A 21,876-nucleotide genomic window follows, 5' to 3' on the forward strand; every position below is an offset into this window, starting at 1 on the left:
ATAATGAACATTTTAGGCGCATTAGTTGCTTACTGCTTCTTTCCCAAAAAACCGTCACTTAATATTCAAAAAGTCAAAACAAACCAACTTTTTCTAACCGCCGCTTAACCCGAATTCACGTTAATTAATAAAATAAAAAAATATGAGCAGTTCTAAAGTAAGCCAGTACAGGTATGTAAGCTATTTATGGGATGATGAGAAAGCCGCTTCTCTGGGTGATGATCAGGTGGCGCTTCTCTTATATCGTTCCAATTTGTTGGGGGCCGATCTCCGTTTGACAAATTATGCGGGTGGCAATACAAGCTGCAAAACCATTGAAAAAGACCCCCTGACTGGCAATCCTGTTGAAGTAATGTGGATCAAGGGTTCCGGTGGGGATATTGGTACTTTGACGAGAAGCGGACTGGCTGGATTGTACGTTGACAGGCTGCATAGCTTAAAAAGTATATACCGTGGACTGGAATTTGAAGATGAAATGGTTGAGCTTTTCAATCATTGCATTTACGATCTTAAATCGAAAGCCCCTTCTATTGATACACCATTGCATGGCCTGCTGCCATTCAAACATATAGATCACCTGCACCCCGATGCATTGATCGCCATTGCCGCATCCAAAGAAGGTGAGGCAATTACGAAAGAGTTATTTAAAGGAGAACTGGCGTGGGTGCCCTGGCAGCGTCCGGGTTTTGACCTGGGTTTACAGCTGGAACAGGCATTGGCCGAAAACCCGGGAATCCGTGGTATCGTCTTGGGTGGACACGGTTTGTTTACCTGGGGAGATACGGCCTACGAATCGTACATCAACACGCTCGACACGATCGAAAAAGCGTCGGAGTACTTGAATGAAAATTATGGTAAAAACCGTCCGGTATTCGGCGGACAGCGCCTGGAAAGTGAGTCGCCGGAACGTCGCGCAGAAATTGCCGGAAAACTGGCACCTTACCTGCGTGGACTGGCCTCCGACAAGCAGGCGATGATTGGCCACTTTACCGATGACGCCCGCGTACTCGAATTCATCGCCAGCCACGATCTCGACAAACTGGCTCCGCTAGGTACCAGCTGCCCCGACCACTTCCTGCGCACCAAAATCCGTCCATTGGTTCTGAACCTTCCTTTTGAAAAACTGGCCGGTAGCGATCAGGAAATCCTGGATCAGATCAGACCACAATTCGAAGCATATCGCGTCGACTATCAAGCATACTACGACCGTTGCAAGCATGACAACAGTCCGGCGGTACGTGATCCGAACCCTGTGATCATTTTGTTTCCGGGAGTAGGGATGTTCTCATTCGCAAAAGACAAGCAAACTGCCCGCGTTGCCGCAGAATTTTACATCAATGCAATCAATGTAATGAAAGGCGCGGAAGCGATTTCTTCTTACGTTTCATTGCCTGAGCAAGAGGCTTTTGACATTGAGTACTGGCTGTTGGAAGAAGCTAAATTGCAGCGTATGCCGAAAGAAAAGTCGGTTTCGCGTAAAGTAGCATTCGTAACCGGCGGTTCAGGCGGTATTGGAAAAGCCATTGCTCAAAAACTATTGCAGGAAGGTGCTTGTGTGGTTATTTCAGACATTGACGAAAAAGCATTGGCAGAAACCAAAGCGGAGTTCGACGCAAAGTTTGGCAAAGACTTTTCTTCAACAACCATTGCGAATGTTCTTGATCCGGAACAAATTAAAGCAGCATTGCACACTACAAAGCTGAAATACGGCGGTGTGGACATTATTGTGAACTGCGCAGGTTTGTCGATTTCAAAACCACTTGCTGAGACTACCATTAAGGATTGGGATATTTTGCAGGATGTTTTGGTAAAAGGCCAGTTCCTCGTTTCGCAGGAGTCAGTTGCAATTATGCGTCAGCAAGGATTAGGTGGTGATATTATTAACATTGCCAGCAAAAACGGTATCGTTTCAGGTCCTAATAATGTGGCTTACGGAACTGCCAAAGCTGCACAGCAGCACATGACACGTTTGTTGGCTGCTGAACTTGGCCCGGACAGAATCCGCGTCAATGTCGTTAACCCTGATGCTGTAATCGCCGGAAGTAAGATTTGGGAAAGCGGCTGGGCGGCTGGAAGAGCCAAAGCTTACGGCATTAAAGTAGAGGAACTACCTTCTTATTATGCTAAAAGAACGGTTCTGAATGCAGAAATCCATACTGAAGACATTGCAAATGGCGTATACATTTTTGTTAGTGGGTTGCTGAACAAAAGCACCGGAAACGTGATCAATGTGGATGGTGGTGTTCCTGCTGCATTCCTAAGATAATTTAAGACCTGCCAGGTTTCAAGACTTGCCGGGTTTTCAAAACCTGGCAAGTCTTTTTTCATATCAAACTCTTTCCAAATGAAAATAGACCAATATAAGATCGACCAACATAACGACAGCCTGCTGTCAAAGCACAACAATCAGTTCATATTTATAAAGGAGCAGTTAGGGGAGCAGGGAATTAATGCTAATGATGTTGTAAAAGCGTTGGAAGCATTTCAGGTAGCGATCCCAAGCTGGGCATTGGGTACAGGCGGGACTCGTTTTGGAAGGTTTTCCGGCGGTGGAGAACCTCGTTCACTGGAAGAAAAAGTAGAGGACGTAGGCCTTCTGCATGCATTGAACCGATCGAGCGGCTCCATTTCTTTGCACATTCCTTGGGATATACCCGAGCAGGCACAATCCATCATTAATCTGGCGACTTCGCTGGATTTGAAATTTGATGCTGTCAATTCCAATACTTTTCAGGACCAGAAAAATCAGGAGCATTCATACAAATTCGGTTCGCTGTCGCACGTGGACCCGAAAGTGAGAAAGCAGGCTGTTGAGCACAACATTGAAGTGATCAAATACGGGAAAGACCTTGGTTCAAAAGCATTGTCGATCTGGTTGTCTGATGGCTCTTGCTTTCCCGGTCAGTCTAATTTTGTGAAGTCTTTCCAAAATACATTGGAATCATTGCAGGAAATATATGCAGCATTGCCGGATGACTGGAAAGTATACGTGGAATACAAAGCTTACGAACCGAATTTCTATTCTACGGTGATTCAGGATTGGGGCAGTTCTTTATTATTTTGCCAAAAATTGGGGGCCAAAGCTGACGTATTAGTAGATCTGGGGCATCATTTGCCAAATGCGAACATTGAGCAGATCGTGGCTACTTTGATGATGGAAGGCCGCCTGGCTGGTTTTCACTTCAATGATTCCAAATATGGCGATGATGACCTTACCGTTGGAAGTATTCGTCCATATATGTTGTTCCTGATCTTCGTGGAGCTCGTAGAAGGAATGAAACGTGCCAACCGGGCGAGCGATACGTACGCCTGGATGATCGATGCGAGCCACAATGTGAAAGATCCGCTGGAAGATTTGCTGCAATCCGTAGAAGCAATCCTGCTTTCTTATGCGCAAGCCCTGATCGTTGATCGCAAAAAACTGGAACAGGCAAGAATTCAAAATGATGTCGTTCTGGCTCAGCAAATCCTGCAAAATGCATTCCGGACTGATGTTCGTCCGCTTGTGCGCGAGTCTATGCGATTGAGCGGAGGAGCCATTGATCCGATCGGTTTATTCAGAAATCTCAGCGTTCGCTCCGAATTAATGAACGAGCGTGGTAAGGTGACGGTAGCGACCGGCCTATAACGTTGTCAGCCTCCTGCGGAGTCGAAGTGCATATGCACAGCGCAATGCACTTCGACTCCGCTCAGGGTGACAACTACTCTTTCAAAGCGACTTCCTTCGTATCAGCGTAAACGGATTTTTAATGATCGCCCTTCTGTTTTCTCTGATCAGTTCCGCCGCCGTTTTTCCCATCTGCTCGTGGTCAGTGGATATAGTCGTGATACCGTCCAGTAGGATCTCTTTTAGCGGTGTTTCGTTATAGGAAATAATTCCAATGTCTTTTCCAATCGTCAATTGCTGCTCTCTGCATCTTTTGATGAGGTTTACCAGGTCATTTTCCTCAATTACCACATAGGCAGTGTCTTTTACTGCCGTACTGTTTTCATGAAAATCGTACATAATTTCATGCTCAAATTCGTGCTGAATGCAAAAGATCCGGAAGCCTTTGATAATCTCTTTGGGGTAACGGATAATGGTTGGGAAAATGAGGATTAGTTTTTTGTAAACTTTCAATAGATCCACCGCCTCATTCAATGCAGAAACAATGTCTTTTTCAAAATTCTGAAAGACCGAAGAATGTTTTTTGCTGTTAAATTCAATGTCCTTATCGAGTAAAATCAGTTTTTCCGGAGGGATCATTTTGAGTACTTCAATGGCTTCCTCGGCTTTTTCGTAAAAGTGGGGCATAATCACGTAGTAATCATATTCGCCCAAACTGTTCTTAATCAGGTTTTTGAAAATATTAGTATTGGAATGATGAATGTGCAGGTCAACATTCACATTTCTGCCAATGTTCTCGACGAAGGCATTATAGATCTGTTTTTTATAGTTACTGATCTTGTTAAAGACCAATAGTATCCGCAGAGAAGTCTCAATGTCGACGCGATTGATGAAATAACCCTTTCCGCGGACGGAAATCAGGACACCGTCTTTGATCAAATGTTTATAAGCTTTTTCAACTGTATCCCGCGAGAGCAGGTATTCTTCACTGAGCTGGTTAATGGATGGAATTTTGTCCCCTCTCTTCAATTTACCCTTACTAATCGCCTGCAAGAGCGATTTAATGATCTGCATGTATTTAGGTGCGCTCTCCTTAAATTCTATGTCAAACTGTATTTCCATTCAATGTACCGGTTTAGGACTAAGCTAAAATAATGCTTTTTTCTGCGTTTTAACAGGAAAAATATAGGTGTTGCAAACAAAAAGAACCCGGTAAGGATTACTACTATCCTTACCGGGTTCTTTTGTATCAAAATCTGAATTTATCTCGGTGACCGGCTGCTTCTTTCGCTCGCTCCACGACCACCTCTGTCGTGACTTTCTTGCGAAGATCTGTTGTTTTGAGAGTTACCACGCGATTCCGGCTGACTTCTTTCAGGTGCGCTTCTTTCCACACGTTCATTCCGCGGAGCCGACGGTACACTTGACTCTCTACTGCGCTCGGGTTGGCGCGGAGCTTCGTAAGAACCTCTGTCCCGGCCTGGATTCACCTGTTCTGCCGAACGGTTTGAGCGGCTGTTTCTTTCCGGCTCGTAGGTCGGGGCGCTCGATTCTCGGCTGCGGTCAGGTTGGCGGGGAGCTTCGTATCTGTTGTTACGGCTATCCGAAGGCGATGGCGACTCTGCGTCCCTGTTACGGTTGATTCGGCTGTTGTCGCGTTCTTCCGAGGAATTCCGTTGTGCGTCGCGGGAACGTTCATTCGATGGATTATCCCTCCTGGCATCGCTGTTCGAATTGTCCCCGATCCGACCATTGCTATTGCGGTCGTTTCTTTCGCGGTTGCTATTGTTATCAGCATTGCCTCTGCCACGGTCCGAACCTGCATCTATCACTGATCCACGGCGGCTAGGCTCGTCTCTTCGTCCGTTGTCGCGGGAATCATAGCGGTCATTGCCACGACCTGACTCTGCAACGATCACTCTTCCGCGACCTCTCGGGCTGGCATCTATGGTACGGACCGGAACGCTTCTCCTGGTCACTCGCTCGATTTCATCACGTCTCGGGCCGTATACATAGGTGCGGTTGTTGCTGCGATAGTAATTATTCACGATCACAGTTTGATTATATACATGCGTTACACGTCCCCGTGGCGCACAGTAATTGTTCCAGCGTGGGTTGGTAATATAACGTTGTGGTACAAACACCCACCAGAATGACGGAATGTTGATAGAGACATTGATATTGACCCCAGGTCCCAAAGGGGCCCATCCGTAATATCCGCCACCGGAACGCCAGTTTACCCAGGCAGGTCCCCATTCATAGTCAGGTACCCAAAACCAGCCATTATAGTCGTCATAGGACCACCGGCCATAGTGAAAAGGAGCCCAGCCCCAGTCGTAATCCGAAACCCAAGTGTTTCCATATTCCGTTACCTCCCAATAACCATTGGTGGAGTAAGGCTGGAAACCATTGGCAACGTCAGGAATCCAGACTGATCCGAATTGCGGGTTACGTACCCACCTTCCGTAAGGGGCCAAGTCATTGTAGAATGTCTGGAAGGAAATGCTAACGCCCGGCTGTGCCTGGGTTTTATTATAAACCGAAACACCGGAAAGCATTAAAAAGAACAGGCCGAGTATCCGAAGTGTACGCATGGTGTTCATGACTATATGATTAAATTGTTTTCTGTTTTTAAAAATCGTTTATTGGACATAACTTTTTAATGTAGGTTTAAGGACGTAATCTGACATTAACAGGTGTTAACAAAATTTTAAAAAGAATCATGATCAATCCTGAAATCCTGCATAACGAACTGGCTTTCCAGACGGCCCGGAGCGGTGGTGCGGGAGGCCAAAATGTCAATAAAGTAGAAACCAAAGTAGAGCTGAGATTTGATGTCATTAACTCGCAAGTACTTACTGATGAGCAAAAGCAGGTCCTTACTGAAAAGTTATCCAGCAAGTTAACGAATGACAAAGTGCTGGTATTATACCACCAGACTGAGCGGTCGCAGCTGGCCAATAAGGATAAAGTGATTGCGAAATTCGATCAGCTTATCCGTCAGGCACTTACTGTTCAGAAACGCCGCAAAGCCACCCGGCCCACATTGTCTTCAAAGCTGGAAAGATTGCAGTCCAAGCAACGTAATGCAACCACTAAATCGCTTCGTAGGAAGACTTTTGAAGATTAACCTAACCCTTTGTTGATTTATTTTAACAATATGATTGCTGCCACTCCTGCTCAACCTAAATTAAGTGCTGTTTTAACGCTGCCCGTGATCGTCGCATCGCTGGGCTATTTTGTGGATGTGTATGATCTGCTGCTTTTCAACATTGTGCGCGTGCCGAGTTTAAGAGACCTCGGGCTTTCAGAAGAGGAGATCTCGCAGATCGGGGCGAATATTTATAACTGGCAACAAGCTGGCTTGCTGATAGGAGGGTTTATGTGGGGGATCCTGGGAGATAAAATGGGCCGGCGGTCGGTACTGTTCGGCTCCATCCTGACATACTCCATAGCCAACATTGCCTGCGGTTTTACCAATAATGTAGAGGTTTATTCATTTTTAAGGTTTATCGCTGGCCTCGGGCTGGCAGGCGAACTGGGTGCCGGGATCACATTAATTGCCGAAATTCTTCCAAAAGAACTGAGGGGATATGGCGCTTCTGTAATGGCTAGTGTGGGACTGGCAGGTGCCATTGCCGCCTTTTTTGCCGTGAAGCTTACAGACTGGCGGGTTGCCTACTTCATTGGCGGAGGTATGGGAGTGATTTTGCTGGTGCTGCGTATCAATGTTTTGGAATCCATTGTGTTTAATAAAAGCCTTGAAAAAAGAGGTGCAAAGTCAGTACCATGGTGGACTATATTTACGAGCTGGTCGCGGTTTGTACGTTACATTCGTTGTATGGGTATCGGGCTCCCGACTTACATGGTAATCGGGATTTATTCCACATTTGGGAACGAGTTTGCCAAAGCGTTGGGTGTCGCGGGTGACGTGCAGGCGGGCACATGTGTGCTATATACATACATAGGCGTGGTCACGGGTGACTTTTTCAGTGGAATTTTAAGTCAATGGCTGCGATCAAGGCGAAAAGCGATTTTTTTAATGATGAGCATGACATTGGCCGGAGTTGTGTGGCTTTTGTATGGCGGGATCAATTCCACTACCACCCTTTACATTTGCTATGTATGGCTCGGCTTCTCTATTGGCTACATTGCCATGTTCCTGACTACCACTGCCGAGCAATTCGGTACCAACTTGAGAGCCACAGTTACCACTTCCGTTGCCAATAATGTGAGAGCGACCGTATTGCTGACATTACCATTGTTCCAATTCCTGAAACCTGAGAAAGGAGTACTTCAATCCGGCGCGATCGTAGGTGCGATCTGTTTTACACTGGCGCTTTTATCCCTGTGGAAGATGGAGGAAACTTACGGAAAGGAACTGGATTACGAGGAAGCGTAGGGTGCTCAACGTCTATTCGGTTACCCCAAAAATCAGCTTGTCAGGAGTGGGGTATTCAATCAATTTGGAGAAATCCGTTTTCCAGAAATCAAGATCTAGTAAATGATTGTGATGGTCTTTGGTTAATGTGATCACCACAGGGGTATCATCCGTGTCAATGTATTCCACTTGAATGAGGTCTCCGTCATAACCGTCCACGTCTCCGCCGAGGCTGATACTGCCCATTTTGCCGCCCTCATATTCATCCACTTGCTCACTGATTGGAAAATCCTCAGGATTCAGGTTTAGCTTTTCAAGCAGGAAATGTACCAGGTCAATCTCATTTTGCCTGATCGGTCGTATGTTGCTCATTGTTAATGAATTCGTTTTTTGATCAAAATTTAAAAATCGTGTCTTTCATTAATACACCGCTCCACCCCATATGAAATCCTTGAACCCGCCAGAGTTGGGATGGCGACCCACCAATGCAACATCATTGATCTGCAAAATTTTAGCCCGCTCAGTTAATGTGGATAAATCTTGCGGCGTGCAGGTTTCTTTCACTTCAATGGCCTTTTCTCTGTTTAAAATAAAATCTATTTCCGTTCCTGAACTTTTCTCAAAATAATTCACCGAGCCTATTCTACCTAGCTGGTTAGCAATTGCATTTTCGAATATTGCTCCGCTACTTACTTTGCTGAGGATCTGCAGCAGCCCGGTATCAGCAAAATAGAACTTAGGCTGCTTGGTTAATTCTTTATCAATTCCGTTCGTAAAAGGTTTTACAATCTGGATAAAATAGGTGTATTCCAGCAAGTGCATGTAGTCTTTAATCTTGTTTCTGTTAATACCAATGATGCTGGCTATTTTGGAATAATCTATTCGGCTACCCACTCTGGCCGCCAGTAATTGTATCAATTTGTAAAGTGTGTCGCTCACTGTGAAGTCTGACAATAATTTAATGTCCAGTTCAATGTATGCATTCAGAACATCTTTTAAATAATTGGTTTTTGACGCATCGGAACCGGCTAGTACCACTTCCGGAAACCCTCCGAACTGCAAAAATTCCTCATAGTATCCTTTCCAGCGATCATAGAACGTTGGAAGAAAAGACTTTAACCGCTCTTTTTCCAATGTTGCTACATCTAACCCCTTAAAAGCAAGAAATTCCTCAAAATCCAGCGGGAACATTTCAAATATCTGTTTTCTCCCTGAAAGACTTTCTGAAAAATGATTTTTCAAATAAAAAGAACTTGAACCGGTGACTATGAATTTGATACCGTAGGTGTCGTACAGGCTTTTAATAACACTCGTACTATTGGGTACCAGCTGTATTTCATCAAGAGCCAGCACAGCGGGTTGGTCCAACTGTAAACCCAGGGCGCTCAACCCGCGTTCGATATCATTATAGGAATCCTGATTGAATAAAACCCGGTTTTCAATGCGTTCAAAATCGAGATATAGCTTATTGGTATGAGGCACAAGGGTTAGCAGGTGTTTGACGGTCGTGGATTTCCCAACTCTCCTCATACCCGTAATCACAGTAGCCTGCTTCTCCGTCAGGTGCTGTTGTAACTCGTTAAATGATCTCCTGAAATACATATTCTAAACTATATGCACGAAAATAATACATATAATCGGATATTATGGACAATAAGAACACATATTATATGATATTATGAATAAAATTAAAGCAAAATATCGGATAATATGCATAATATTCATGCATATTATCCGATGATATAGTAATTTCAGGCCGTAGGCCGACTACGCCACTGCTCTGCCTTCTTCCCAACAAACCAAAATGACAGAGCAAGTAACGCGAAGAAAATCCCTTTATTAGTGCGGTCCCAGAAGTATTCGAAGTAACGGGTGTAGATGTTTAAAAGGAAAAAAACAAGACAGAGATCACGTAATGTGTCCTGCTTGTTTTGGAATGCGTAAACCAGCATTAGTATCAGCACAATGGTGAAGCCCAGTGCCCAGTACCAGAAATGGCTTTGTTTCAGCCCTTGCCAGCCGGTGAGGTCGTCGTAGTTCCCGAAAATGGATAATGTCCAGGCTGCGATCAGAAATAATAGTAAGCCAATGGCGTAGGTAACCTCTGCCAAAAATTCCAATGGTTTTATCCGGCTCATTACCCAGGAAGATGCCCAAATAGCTAAACTGAACAATGTCATTCTAAGCGGATAATTCATGCCCAGAAAACGGAAACCACCATCTGACCAAAAGTAAGTTTGCGCTCCCCACCAACCCGCCAGCGACATGATCGCAATTGTCCATAGCAATGTCGAGCGTAACAACACGGCGATGATACCGTAAGCCAAAGTCGCTATAAGTAGCGGAATGGCAAAGTTGGAATTGTCACTTAACAAGCTCCTCGTCCAGTAAGTAATGGCGATTCCGACCGTGAGAATGATGGTAATGTTGTAAACTTCGTTGCTGAAACGCGTGGTTGGAATTTTACGTTGCCGCCTTTTCGCGAGATAGACAAAAAGGGCAGCAATGAATGTGAAACCTATGCCGACAATGTTCTCCGAAAAGCCCCATCTTTTTCTGAGGACATCGATCCATTTTTCATCAATTACGAGTGCGCCGAAAGCCAGTAATCCGCAAGAAACGGCGGAGATCAAAGCGTAGATCGCAATGGCGTCGACATTGGCATTCCGTAACTGGTAGCTGTTCCGCAGCTCAGTTGCCAGTTCCTTTGAAATCTTCGCATCTTCCTCCCAGGACTGTATCGCTTTATTCACGATTTCCGCCTCCTTCTTATCTAACTCCATTCAGCATTTTTAGCGTTGATGACTTTAAAAATCATGCCGGTTAAATAGTCTCATATTCAGAGAAAAGCTTTGGCGCAATAAATGAAAAAGCCCGGAAGAAATTCCGGGCTCGATCTGTCATTTTTATTTTTTTAATCCGGATAAAAACTCAACAACATCCCTGATCTCCCGTTTCGACATGATTGTTCCCATGGGCGGCATGCTGGAGGGTACATTTTCCCGTTTCGCGATTCGTGCGACGGCGATTTTTAATGGTTCCGCTTCCGAGGTTTTCAGTACCAGTTCGTGTTCATTTTCCTGCGCCAATATACCAGCGGCAGAGGTTCCGTCTTTCAATGTCAACATTACCATTCCAAATCCTGGGGATAGCCGCGCGCTTGGCTCGACTAATGCCTGCAAAATCTGTTCGCGGGAAAGTACATTACCGATATTGGAAAGCGAAGGCCCTACCTCACCGCCCTGACCGCCGATAGCATGGCAACGAACGCATTCCGCGGCTGAGTTGGTCATGAAGTAGCGACGGCCAAGCTGAGCATTACCACCGAATAACGCATCCTGGAAGTCAGCGACGGTCGTTCCTTGTGATCTCAATGGAGCCAGTTTAGCTATCAATGCAGTTGATTTCGTAGAGTCAACAGCTTCACCTAAATCCAACGCCAGACTGTTAGGAAGCTTTTTGTCAACCATTTTTCCAATCAGGTCTGTGAAGATCGTTTCTGTTTTGGCAACAGGTAATGTGCCTAGTACGCGCAACATTTGTTGCTGTTCCCGTACGCTGCCTTTATCGAAAATCGTCTGAGAAATATCTGTTAACGCTTCTTTGGACATGGTCACGTTTCCTACCATACCCAATGCAGCAGTCCGCACGTCGGCGTCGGAATCGCTCATGCCTTTTTTCATGACCGTTTCCATATCGGTGTATTTCAGCTCATTCAATGCTGCCAACATCGCCGCTCTTACCTTTGGATCTTTGTGGTCGTTCAATATTTTAGCAAGCGCTGCATTGTTTTCTGAAACATTCAGGTTCGTGAGCATTTGGGCCGCAGCGATTAATATAGCCGGATCATTGTCTTGTAAAAGATCACTAATGATTGGCTGGATTTTACTTTTAACCACCGCCGGATTACGCTCCATTGGCCCGCGGTAGCGACCATCCACACGATCCATAACCGAAGGACTTGCCCAGGTACCTAGTGTTGCCAATGCTTCCGCTCTCAGGTTTTTATCAACATCTTTTCTTTTTGCAAATGCAATCAGATCATTCAGTTGCGCCTCGCCCCCTACACGCAGCGCAGCGTTGATTGAGCGGCGCAGCAGAGGTTCAGAAGTAAATCTTTTATCATTTAATGTAGCTGCCAGGGCCGGAAGAGCACCCGTAATAGAGAGGTCATCATTAATAGCGCGGGCTGTTTCCGTAACAATGTACTCATCCTTATCTTGTAAAAAGACACTGATTTTATCGCTCTTCAATTTGCGTAGTACCAGGACTGCCGCAATGCGAAGTGACTTTTCGGGGCTGTTTGCCAAAGCAAGCATAGGCTCGGCAGTTCCGATACGAGACAATGCCAAAACAGCAGCGTGCCTCAGATAAACGTCTTCATCATTGTTAGCTTTGATCATATTCAAAAGCGGCGTTACTGCCTCTTTGTAACCAACGCGTCCCAGCGCCTGTGCTGCAAAAAACTGCACACGAGGGTTTTTGCTTGAAAGCATTGGAATCAGCATCGGGCCTGATTCTGCGATCCGGGCGTCTCCGAGTACTTTCGCAGCCTGTACCGTAATTTCTTCGTCAGAATCTTTCAGCAATGTCATGAGCACATTCGCGTAGGCCTTATCCTGGCGCGCCAGCTGGCCCACTCCCCAGATACCGTGGATACGTGCAAGCTGATTACCGGTTTGGGCAATCGCTTTGCTTAGTACCGGAGCACCTTTGGCACCTCTCGAAGCCAGTTCAAACTGCGCTTTCTGCCGAATACGCATATCCTGGTTGGAAAGTAATGTCAATAGCATGTCGTCTGCCTGCTTTTCGTAGTCAAGCTGCATCAGCCTTTTGGTTTCGATACGAAGTGCTTTCAGGTCGTTTTTCTCTTCTGTAACGTCCAGTTTCCACACTCTACCGTAATTTTTTGTATCCCAACCATTGATCCAGTCAGCCACATACAACGCGCCATCCGGTCCGAAACGGATACCTGTAGGCAGGATACCTGTTAAAATATTTTTTTCACCATCCAGAACGAAAGAAGCTCCTTTGGGTTTCAAACCAAACGACCAGATCGGCGAACGTGCGGGGTTACCCACAAATTCAACCAGGAAAAACTTGTTTTTCCATGCAGAGCCCAATGCAGTTCCGGGATTGTATTGCATTCCCGTAGGACCATTGTGAAAATTCTGGATAGGAGGGATAATGTATGCAGCCTGTCCTTCCCAACGTGGTTTGTAAAGCTTTTCATCCATCCAAACCTTGTAACTGTTGTTTTTTGGATCGGTGTACTTACCATACTGCCAGTTCGAACGCCAGCCAGCATCAGAACCTTCCACCACGTGTACCAATCTTTCGCTTTCGCCAGGATGGTCACCATCATTATCCGAACTGATCAGGTTGCCGTATTCATCAAAAACAAACTCGTGCGTATTACGCAATCCGTGTGCAAAAATTTCAAAATCGCTGCCGTCCGGGTTAGCGCGACCGATAATTCCCGAATTAGGATATTCATGTTTCACACCTTCGGCAGTAGTAACATTGGCACCAATGTCACCAATATTCCAATATATTTTTCCGTCAGGACCTTCAATGGGGTTTGACATACCGTGACCGCTAAAACCAATGTGAACGCCATAACCGTGGCTGATCGAAGTTTTTTGATCCAAAACGCCGTCACCATTCGTATCTCGTAATCTCCAAACGTCCGGAGCAATGGTTACAAATGCATCTTTCGCTCTGATCAGCAAACCGCCGGCAACATCGGAAACCTCATCAAAAAAGTCATCCAATATTCTAATTGAAACATCAGCGATGCCATCATTATCGGTGTCTTCAATGCGCCATACCTCGTCTTTTTCGACGGCAAGATCTTTCCAGTCATGAGATTTGTCGCCATTGACGTCTTTCAGCCAGTTGTTTTCTTTACTTTTTTCCGGCGCAAAAGTGCTGTGCAAGAAAGCACGACGATCTTCAACGGTTTGCAAGCCAATAGAGGCGGTCATCCAGTTGCGGTGTCCGCGAATGTCAAATTCAGAGTTTTTCTGACGGTTTGTTCGGTTCAGGTACACGCGGCCTTTATCATCCATAGCAATGGCGACAGGATCAGGGGCCAGGGAGTCTGACGCCCATAGATCGAGTTTCAAGCCGTCGGCCAGTTTCACGACCGTTTTTTCACGGATTTCTTTTGCCCGCGCTTTACCGGTTGCAGCGTCTTCTTTCACGACCAGCGCTTTGCTGTTGGTTTTAGAAGTGGAGCCCACGGTGGAGCCCGACGGGGACATTTTCATGCAGGATACTACCACAACAGCAGTAGCGGCCAGAAGGATTAAGGGGTTCTTAAATTGTTTTTTGGAAATCATTGGGTAACGCTTTTATGCGGATATGTTCTTGGCTTGGTTCAAAATTTAAAGTAAGTAAAAAATAAAGGGCATATGCTAAGATTTTTTACTGTAAACGGGGAAAATAGCAATGTAGGTTGGTGAAAATTAATTCGAAGGGCTAAGAGAAAATAGCTCTTTGGCCGTCAACTCAAAATCGGGCAAGACTGGAGAGGCAGAACAAATATCATTTTCTGTACAGATTTTGACGTTTTTACGTGATGTGTAAACATAAACTACCTCATTGTCAGGATAAATGTGCCAAACAACTTTAACCGTAGACTGGAAATACTCTGCTAGTTTTTCTTCGACTTTTTCCGCATCATCCGATGGAGAAATAACCTCAATTAAAAATTCGGGAATGGGCTCTTTGTCAGAAATGACCGAATCATCAATTTGTGACCCGGTGAAAAAAGCAAGATCTGGCCTGCGCATCTGAATCCCGCTGAGGATTACATCTTGCTCCATAATCAGCGCAGCGCCTTTTGAAAAAGCAATGGTTCGAAAAAACAACTGTTGCAACTTCCGAATGATAAACAAATGCTTTTTCTTCATTTTCTCAAATCTGATGATTTCTCCGTCATTCCATTCATACTTAAAACCATCAACAGCTTCCCAACGAAGAAATTCTTCGAAAGAACTGGGTACTACCGATGACTGGGAACGAAGTATCATAATTGAGTTTTGCAGGTAAGGGTAAATTTACTGAAATTCAGGGAAGTTGGTGTTTTTTAAAAGTTGAAAAATCGATATAGTTGTTAAAACAATTCCAGCTGACCGTCAAATCCTTTTGGTTTTTTAGCTTTGCCTTTCACAGTCCTGCCCTCATATTTCCAGGAATTATCCCTTTCCTGCTGTACAATGTCATTAAAACGATTGTTAGGTTGGAAATCTTTTTCTAATTGAACCGCCACTTTGGATAGATTTTTCAGTGCTTCCGATTTGTCCTTATCACCCATTTTTGCTTTTTGAATGGCCCTGTCCAATGTCAGGATCGACTCGTCATAAACGGTAATAGGTACCGGAAAAGGATGGCCGTCCTTACCGCCATGTGCGAAAGAAAACCGTGCAGGATCTGAAAACCGCGAAGGGGTACCATGGATAATTTCACTTACCAAAGTCAGGGATTGAATGGTACGCGGCCCGACTCCTTCCAGCAGCAGCAACGATTCCATATCATTGACCGGATTATCGTGTGCCAGCGCCAGAACTGCGCCGAGCCTTTTCAGATTCACATCTTCCGCTCGTAGATCATGATGCCCGGGCATGACGAGTTTGGTTATTTCCCGCATGATATGATTGGGATTTTCTTTGGTCAGTTCCAAAATCCCGATTCGGGTAGGTGCGGCGGCTTTGGCGGTAAGATTTAAGATATTTCCCTGATTATGCCCGTAAATGGATGTATGAGGCTCTTCTACAAATGATTTGATGCTGGGTGAATGCCAGTGGTAACGTCTGGCCAGGCGCTCATTGGTGTTCATTCCCTGCTGGATCACAGCCCAATCTCCTTCTTTGGAAAGAACAAATGAATGCAGATACAACTGAAAGCCATCCTGAATCGCAGTATTGTCAACCTTGGCAGACAAACGGCTATTATGCACCAGCAAATTTCCGTCCAGGCCGGTTTTCTCTGCAATCACCATTAACTCCGCCGGCGTCTGGCGCGAATACTTGCCCCGACCGCCACAAATGTAAATGCCAAGTTCAGCAGATTTCTTATTTACCGAACCCTTCAAAGCACCCATGACAGATGTAGTGATTCCGGATGAATGCCAGTCCATTCCCAGCACACAACCCAACGATTGAAACCAGAAAGGATCGCTTAATTTTTGAAGTAAAGCATTGCGGCCATATTCTATTACAATGGATTCCACGATCGCCCCGCCTAGCGCACTCATCCGTTGTGCTAACCAAATCGGTACCTTTCCATAATGTAACGGCAAATCCGCGTGACCACTTTTCATAATGATGTAAGTTACTAAAAATTAGAAATGCGATGAGTTTCGGGATGCTATCTAACATCAAAAGTGTCGTGGTTGTCCGAAAATTCGAACAGCCACAACACTTTTACCAGATGCCTGGAAGATTAACCTGCGATCTTCAATTGCCTTAATCCCTTCAACTGCAAAAAGGCCATCAATGCCACCCAAAGTGCGACTGCCCCTATTAAGCAATAGCCAAGGGGAGTTAAGCCAAACATTTCTGTGGCAATGATCATTAAACTTTCAACCACCCAAAGAATATCCAGCACAATAATTAATTTAATCCAACCCGTACTAAGTGGATTCTTGCGGCCTTGTGTGAAAACGATTGCGGCAAAAATTAGCAGAAAAACTCCAACCGCGACAAATGGCATGGTCTGGGCAGCGCCGAAAAGTCCGGCGATATAAGATGGGAAAGTGGCGAGGATTAATCCAGTGGCGCCGGAACTCAATGCATTAATGATCAGGACGTTTTTTAAAGTTGTCATGGGAATGTTATTTTGATTACCTGACAAAACTATATTTGCAGAAAGTAATTAAATTGACATTTCACGACAAAATGAATATCCTTTCTTCACACCTTCGGTATTTCACTGACTACGCCAGGATAAGGGGTGTAGCTGCGGATATCTTCCCCAAATTACCAGATTCGACATCGACAGATTTGACCGAGCCAGAATCTGTGGTAACGGAAGAAGAATTTTACGAAATTTTGAAGGAAATAGACCGGCAACTAGCTGATGAATACCTGGGAATCAAATGCGGCAATTTTATCTCGCTGAAACTGCTTGGAATAATCTACCGGATTTCGCTGCAAGCAGCTACAGTTGAGGAAGCCTTTCATTATTTAAGATCGTATTTGGAAGTAGCTTTGCCAATTGTACAACCGAAGACAGTTATATCTGAAAAAGAAGCCAGAATAGAATTGAGCATTGACAATCGGGAAGAAGCAATCAACCGAATTATTGTTGAGAATTGTTTGACAATAATATCAAGAGAACTAAAAATGATGGTCGGCCGAGATGTAAATATTAGAATTGGAACGCCCTATTTCCACGGTGGTTACCCGGCTGATTGGGTTCTGGATCAGCACTTTTCCGTTTCCTTCGAATTAACTATTCTAAAAGCGGCACTAAAAGACAGAAATCACCTTCATTTGGATATGCTTGTGCCGGAATATCTGAAAATGATTGAGCAATTAAGATCGGGAAACAGTTTTGCCAACAAAGTCCGGATTACGATGCTTTCAATGTCGGATCCGAAATTGCCTGACATTCAGTCCATTTCTGATGCATTGTATTTGACACCCCGAACTTTACAGAGAAGATTAGTGCAGGAAGAGTTAACTTACAGGGAAATTACTGAGGGTTTGAAAAAAGAGATATGCTCATTTTTAATAAGACATGACCCATATTCTATATCAAGCCTAACTTATATTTTAGGATATGCGGAGCCAGCCTCATTTATACATTCGTTTAAAAAATGGTATGGCGATTCACCACAAAGGGTTCGCAGAAGATTAAAAGAGCCTTTTTGAAATTTTGCCGGATATTACCTACTTGCGAGACATTTGTAAAAATAACTATGACTAATAACGACATTTTAAAAAAGCTTCGGGTGGCGCTTCACCTTCGTAATGATGAAATCATCAATATTCTGGCTTTGGTGGACTTCAAGGTTACAGCCAGTGAATTAGGAGCCTTGTTCAGAAAGGAAGGGCACGAAAATTATAAGCCTTGTGGTGACCAGCTTTTACGCAATTTCCTGAATGGCCTGATCATTCATATGAGAGGCCCGATAGAAGGAGATAAAAAGTCACAGGAAGATTTAGAATAAGACGTTCTTTTCACATTAACCATAAGTCTCTCTTACCACAGAATAATGCTAATCCAGGTTTTAATAACATTAGTGCTCGTATTGCTTAATGGTTTTTTTGTCGCAGCTGAATTTGCTATCGTCAAGATCAGAGCGTCGCAGTTGGAGCAAAAAGCACAGGATGGAAATAAAATGGCCATTTTGTCTAAAAAGATTGTCGCTAATCTCGACGGATACCTGGCTGCTACACAATTTGGTATTACGCTGGCAAGTCTGGGTTTGGGTTGGATAGGAGAGCCGGTAGTTTCCAAAATACTCATCGGTGGAATGGAGCTGGTCGGTATTTCGCTCGATCCCGAGTTGGCACATCAGATTGCGTTGCCTGCCGCTTTTGCCATCATTACTGTATTGCATATCGTTTTTGGTGAATTGGCGCCAAAGTCCATTGCGATCCAGCGACCGGAGGCTACTACATTGTTTTTATCGTATCCGCTGCACGGCTTTTTTCTGGTATTCAGGCCGATTGTGTGGATGCTAAATGGTATAGCGAACTTTATTTTGAAAGGCGTGGGCATTACACCGACCCACGGAAGTGAGGTTCACAGCAGCGACGAACTGCGGTATTTGGTTCAGCAACAGAAGGATAGCGGAATGATCGAAGCTGCGGATTACGACCTGATCAAGAATGCATTTAATTTTTCGGAAAGAATCGCGAAGCAGATCATGATCCCGCGTACGCAGGTTGTTGGGGTTGATATCAATGATTTCAATGAAGCAAAACTCGAAAAGATCATTGAAGAAGGGTTTTCAAGAATTCCGGCTTATGAAGATACATTGGACCAGATTGTCGGCGTATTGCATTTGAAAGACCTGTTATTGAAAATGCGGCAGGGTAAGGAAATTGTTCTTTCCGAGCTGATCCGCCCCATTTCAACAGTTCATGAATCCAAGCCTATCGGCGCATTGCTGCGTGATTTTCAGGTAAACCGTCAGCAAATGGCTGTCATTATAGACGAATATGGCGGGGTCGATGGTATCGTGACTATGGAAGATATTCTGGAAGAGCTGGTAGGGGAGATACAGGACGAATATGATAATGAGGTGCCCATTGTGAAGAACGAAAGTGACAATACCTATACTGCTCAGGGTTCAGCTTCGATTACGGACCTGAATGACAAGCTGCTCCATGATATTGCCAAGAATGGTGAGTACGAAACGCTAGCCGGTTACCTGATCTGGAAATTTGGCAGGATTCCCGCTGTGGGAGAGAAAATGAGAACGAAACACTACGAGTTTACCGTTTTGAAAAAACAACGCAGCACCATTTCCACTGTCAAGATCACGATTCTCGACACGCCGAATATGTTTTAATGTTATTTCAAATTGAGTTTCAGCTTAACATTCTTCTGATTTCTTAAAACCTCCACGTCCATTTGGCCCGTCCAGTTCACCTGCTGGCGAATTGCTTCCAGCCTTACTACATTATCGGCCTTTTCTTTGTTAGCCTGAACGATCACATCATTGTTTTGAAGACCGCTTTTGGCCAGAATGCTGCTTTCGGGAATATCCACGATCACAATTCCTTTTTCGTCTGGAAGCCCGAATGCAGAACGGTCGCCCAGTCCCTGTACATTCCGGATTTTGGCTCCCAGCCAGGTCATTTCCTGCATATTTTTTTCAAGTTCTGCATTTAACAATACCGGGAAAGCGACTTTCGCGGCCATTACTTTCAGTTTCTCAATTCTAACACCAAACTGATCCATCGGGAAATTTTTAAAGCCCAATGACAAAGCCGGACTGGAATTCTTGACCCCGTAATCTCCTTTTTCAGGATTAATAAATGCTGCATCTCCGAACTTGCTGTGCGTATCCGTGTGATTGGAGCGCGCAATGGTCAAATCCGCCTGATTTGGAAAAAGATTGTAATCAACTTCCTTGCCCCAGTCTTTGACCAAAATTGGAAAGTAAGGCCGCATCACGATATTTTTTCTAAAAATATCCCCGCTGTTTTTAAACCAGACATGCGGATGAAAGGAGTTATTGATCATAATGTTGTTCTCCGCAATTCTTTGAAAGCCCTCCCGAAACTTCAAACCGCCACTCAGAAGTACATTATTATATATGTGATAGTTGCTGCTGCCGTCGTCGAGGTCAATGTCCCAGCCGTGGTCGCAGCGGAAACGGTTATTGCGGATCACAACAGGTTTTTGCGCATCCAGTAGTATCAGTTCCGGGTGGGCCATCGCCAGACTATCCATTGTTTTCCGGTTGGGATGCCAAAAACGGTCGCGTCCCCAGGAATTGAATGCACCGTGATCGCCGGTTTCTAGTACGGTCTCAAATACATCATTATACTCGATCAAATGTCCTCCCCAGGCGCCATCTCCAATGTTGATCCCCGCACGCGGAACTTTGTAGATCGTATTATGGCTCACATGGATTTCAGAAGCCATTTCGATCTGAACACCGGTACATTGTTTTTCTATTTTGCCAATGTTGTGGATCAAGTTGTCTGCCGCGAAGCATTGCAGCGGGTAATGGTTACTCTTCGGCCCCGGTGTTTTGTCCATTTTAGCAAAAGGAACAAAGTTTTCGTAACCAAATGCTGCTGAACGGACGGCAGAAGAATCACCTACAAAACAAATAGCGCTCGACCCGATATGGTGAATGTGCGAACCAGTCACACCTGATTTGACATTATAGCCTGTGATCATCACCGCATTGCCGCCCAGATTGGTAAACTCAGAATCTCTGATCTGGCAATTTTCAGTGTTCTCCATCACGACCGCTCCGCCGCGATAAATCATCCAGTCGCTACGCAACAATGGCTCATAATGTTCCATAATAGTACGTTCTGTATGCTCAAATCGAATGCCTTTGATCGTGACATTTTTCAATGGTTTTTGAGTAGTACCCCTTAGTTCAATGATATGGTTAAGATTTGAAACCTCGATTCTGGCAGTTTTTATATCCACACCTTTGGGCGGATAAAGATATAGCGTTTGCGTACTATGATCGTAAAACCATTCGCCGGGCGCGTCCAGCTCTTCAAAAATATTCTCTACAAAACGTTGTTTGGGATGCAGGGGAGAAGGTCGGTTATTTTGCCAGCCGCCTTCCAGCTCCGGCTCATTATTCTTTACACCTTTGATCCGGTAATGAAAACTTCCCCACTCGCCCTGGTGTAATGCATGTACATATCCTCCCGCGGGATTTTTCCAGGTTGCTACCCGGGCTGGCGCGATGGCATCCTCGGCAGTACCATTGAAAACTCTTGCATCCGCGTCATAATTTGGATAGCGTGCCATAGGCAACTGCTGCCCATTGACGAAAAGCATTTCGAATCCTGCTTTTTCAATTTTAGCTTTCAGGACGTTTCCTTCATGTTTTTCCCATTGTGGCTGGATCAACCTTCCGGCGCTCAGTACTACTTCTTCTTTCTGGTAAGCCTGAATGGAGAGTACTTTTTCCTCGATTAATGCAGAGGTAATGAGGATAGGTTTTTCAAGGTAATAGCTGCCCTCGCGGAGAATTATCGCGGCCTGTGGACCGTTGTGGGCATTGATCCGTGACAGCGCTTTGTCAACTGTTTTCAACGGCCGCTGTAACGTACCTGCATTCGTGTCGTTACCTTGTGGAGAAACGTAGAAATTTTGCGCAATACCTGTTTTTGTAAACAGCATTAGGCAAATCAGCAGCAGCGTTGTATTTTTTATTATCATTGGTGTT

17 protein-coding genes are annotated in these 21,876 nt (G+C 44.9%); 7 read left to right on the forward strand and 10 right to left on the reverse strand.

The annotated features are described in order from the left end of the window. The first annotated feature begins 142 nt into the window (after positions 1-142). Complete coding sequence (locus tag ABIO93_RS17635) at positions 143-2,266, forward strand: bifunctional aldolase/short-chain dehydrogenase (RefSeq protein ID WP_348069980.1); 2,124 nt, start codon at positions 143-145, stop codon at positions 2,264-2,266. Positions 2,267-2,344: 78 nt separating this feature from the next. Beyond that, positions 2,345-3,628, forward strand: coding sequence for a sugar isomerase (locus ABIO93_RS17640; protein ID WP_348069982.1), 1,284 nt, complete (start codon positions 2,345-2,347; stop codon positions 3,626-3,628). 81 nt (positions 3,629-3,709) lie between these two features. Here ABIO93_RS17640 and ABIO93_RS17645 read toward each other — a convergent pair whose 3' ends face one another. Both ABIO93_RS17645 and ABIO93_RS17650 read right to left on the reverse strand, forming a co-directional pair. Then, on the reverse strand, positions 3,710-4,729 hold the full coding sequence (locus ABIO93_RS17645) for a GntR family transcriptional regulator (protein ID WP_244822196.1): 1,020 nt from the start codon (positions 4,727-4,729) through the stop codon (positions 3,710-3,712). 140 nt (positions 4,730-4,869) lie between these two features. Next, entirely contained in the window at positions 4,870-6,210 is a 1,341-nt protein-coding gene (locus tag ABIO93_RS17650) for a DUF6600 domain-containing protein (protein WP_348069984.1), read from the reverse strand. Between the two features lie 119 nt (positions 6,211-6,329). On the opposite strand from ABIO93_RS17650, the gene arfB reads away from it, so the two are divergent. Together arfB and ABIO93_RS17660 are read left to right on the forward strand one after the other, a co-directional pair. Further along, positions 6,330-6,737: an alternative ribosome rescue aminoacyl-tRNA hydrolase ArfB gene (gene arfB / locus ABIO93_RS17655; RefSeq protein WP_348069986.1), complete on the forward strand. Its 408-nt coding sequence runs from the start codon at positions 6,330-6,332 to the stop codon at positions 6,735-6,737. Between the two features lie 30 nt (positions 6,738-6,767). Beyond that, the gene (locus ABIO93_RS17660) at positions 6,768-8,009 is read left to right on the forward strand and encodes an MFS transporter (RefSeq protein ID WP_348069988.1); all 1,242 of its coding nucleotides are present in this window, start codon (positions 6,768-6,770) and stop codon (positions 8,007-8,009) included. A gap of 12 nt (positions 8,010-8,021) precedes the next feature. Here the strand turns inward: ABIO93_RS17660 and ABIO93_RS17665 are convergent, their stop codons facing one another. The 7 genes from ABIO93_RS17665 to ABIO93_RS17695 form a co-directional block, all read right to left on the reverse strand. Further along, a complete protein-coding gene (locus tag ABIO93_RS17665; RefSeq protein WP_348069990.1) occupies positions 8,022-8,360 on the reverse strand; it encodes a hypothetical protein in 339 nt (112 codons plus the stop codon). Between the two features lie 48 nt (positions 8,361-8,408). Beyond that, a complete protein-coding gene (locus ABIO93_RS17670; protein ID WP_348069992.1) occupies positions 8,409-9,590 on the reverse strand; it encodes an ATP-binding protein in 1,182 nt (393 codons plus the stop codon). Positions 9,591-9,739: 149 nt separating this feature from the next. After that, complete coding sequence (locus ABIO93_RS17675) at positions 9,740-10,771, reverse strand: hypothetical protein (RefSeq protein WP_348069994.1); 1,032 nt, start codon at positions 10,769-10,771, stop codon at positions 9,740-9,742. Positions 10,772-10,894: 123 nt separating this feature from the next. Then, positions 10,895-14,332 carry a HEAT repeat domain-containing protein gene (locus ABIO93_RS17680; protein WP_348069996.1) on the reverse strand — a complete coding sequence of 1,146 codons (3,438 nt, stop codon included), beginning with the start codon at positions 14,330-14,332 and terminating at the stop codon, positions 10,895-10,897. A 126-nt stretch (positions 14,333-14,458) separates the two neighbouring features. Continuing rightward, positions 14,459-15,025 carry a Uma2 family endonuclease gene (locus tag ABIO93_RS17685; RefSeq protein ID WP_348069998.1) on the reverse strand — a complete coding sequence of 189 codons (567 nt, stop codon included), beginning with the start codon at positions 15,023-15,025 and terminating at the stop codon, positions 14,459-14,461. An 83-nt stretch (positions 15,026-15,108) separates the two neighbouring features. After that, positions 15,109-16,314 (reverse strand): DUF763 domain-containing protein, encoded by a 1,206-nt coding sequence (locus ABIO93_RS17690; RefSeq protein WP_348070000.1) that lies wholly within the window; start codon positions 16,312-16,314, stop codon positions 15,109-15,111. A 122-nt stretch (positions 16,315-16,436) separates the two neighbouring features. Further along, complete coding sequence (locus ABIO93_RS17695; protein WP_348070002.1) at positions 16,437-16,820, reverse strand: hypothetical protein; 384 nt, start codon at positions 16,818-16,820, stop codon at positions 16,437-16,439. Positions 16,821-16,996: 176 nt separating this feature from the next. Here ABIO93_RS17695 and ABIO93_RS17700 point away from each other — a divergent pair, with 176 nt between their 5' ends. The 3 genes from ABIO93_RS17700 to ABIO93_RS17710 are packed head-to-tail and all read left to right on the forward strand — an operon-like array spanning position 16,997 to position 19,518. Continuing rightward, a complete protein-coding gene (locus ABIO93_RS17700; RefSeq protein ID WP_348070004.1) occupies positions 16,997-17,869 on the forward strand; it encodes a helix-turn-helix domain-containing protein in 873 nt (290 codons plus the stop codon). A gap of 47 nt (positions 17,870-17,916) precedes the next feature. Continuing rightward, positions 17,917-18,168: a DUF1456 family protein gene (locus tag ABIO93_RS17705; RefSeq protein WP_348070006.1), complete on the forward strand. Its 252-nt coding sequence runs from the start codon at positions 17,917-17,919 to the stop codon at positions 18,166-18,168. Between the two features lie 45 nt (positions 18,169-18,213). Beyond that, positions 18,214-19,518, forward strand: a complete 1,305-nt coding sequence (locus ABIO93_RS17710; RefSeq protein WP_348070008.1) for a hemolysin family protein — start codon at positions 18,214-18,216, stop codon at positions 19,516-19,518. A gap of 2 nt (positions 19,519-19,520) precedes the next feature. On the opposite strand, the gene ABIO93_RS17715 is transcribed toward ABIO93_RS17710, so the two are convergent. Continuing rightward, positions 19,521-21,869 (reverse strand): PDZ domain-containing protein, encoded by a 2,349-nt coding sequence (locus tag ABIO93_RS17715; protein WP_348070010.1) that lies wholly within the window; start codon positions 21,867-21,869, stop codon positions 19,521-19,523. Positions 21,870-21,876: the final 7 nt, after the last annotated feature.

This window comes from Dyadobacter sp. (assembly GCF_039919315.1).
Taxonomy (GTDB): Bacteria; Bacteroidota; Bacteroidia; order Cytophagales; family Spirosomataceae; genus Dyadobacter.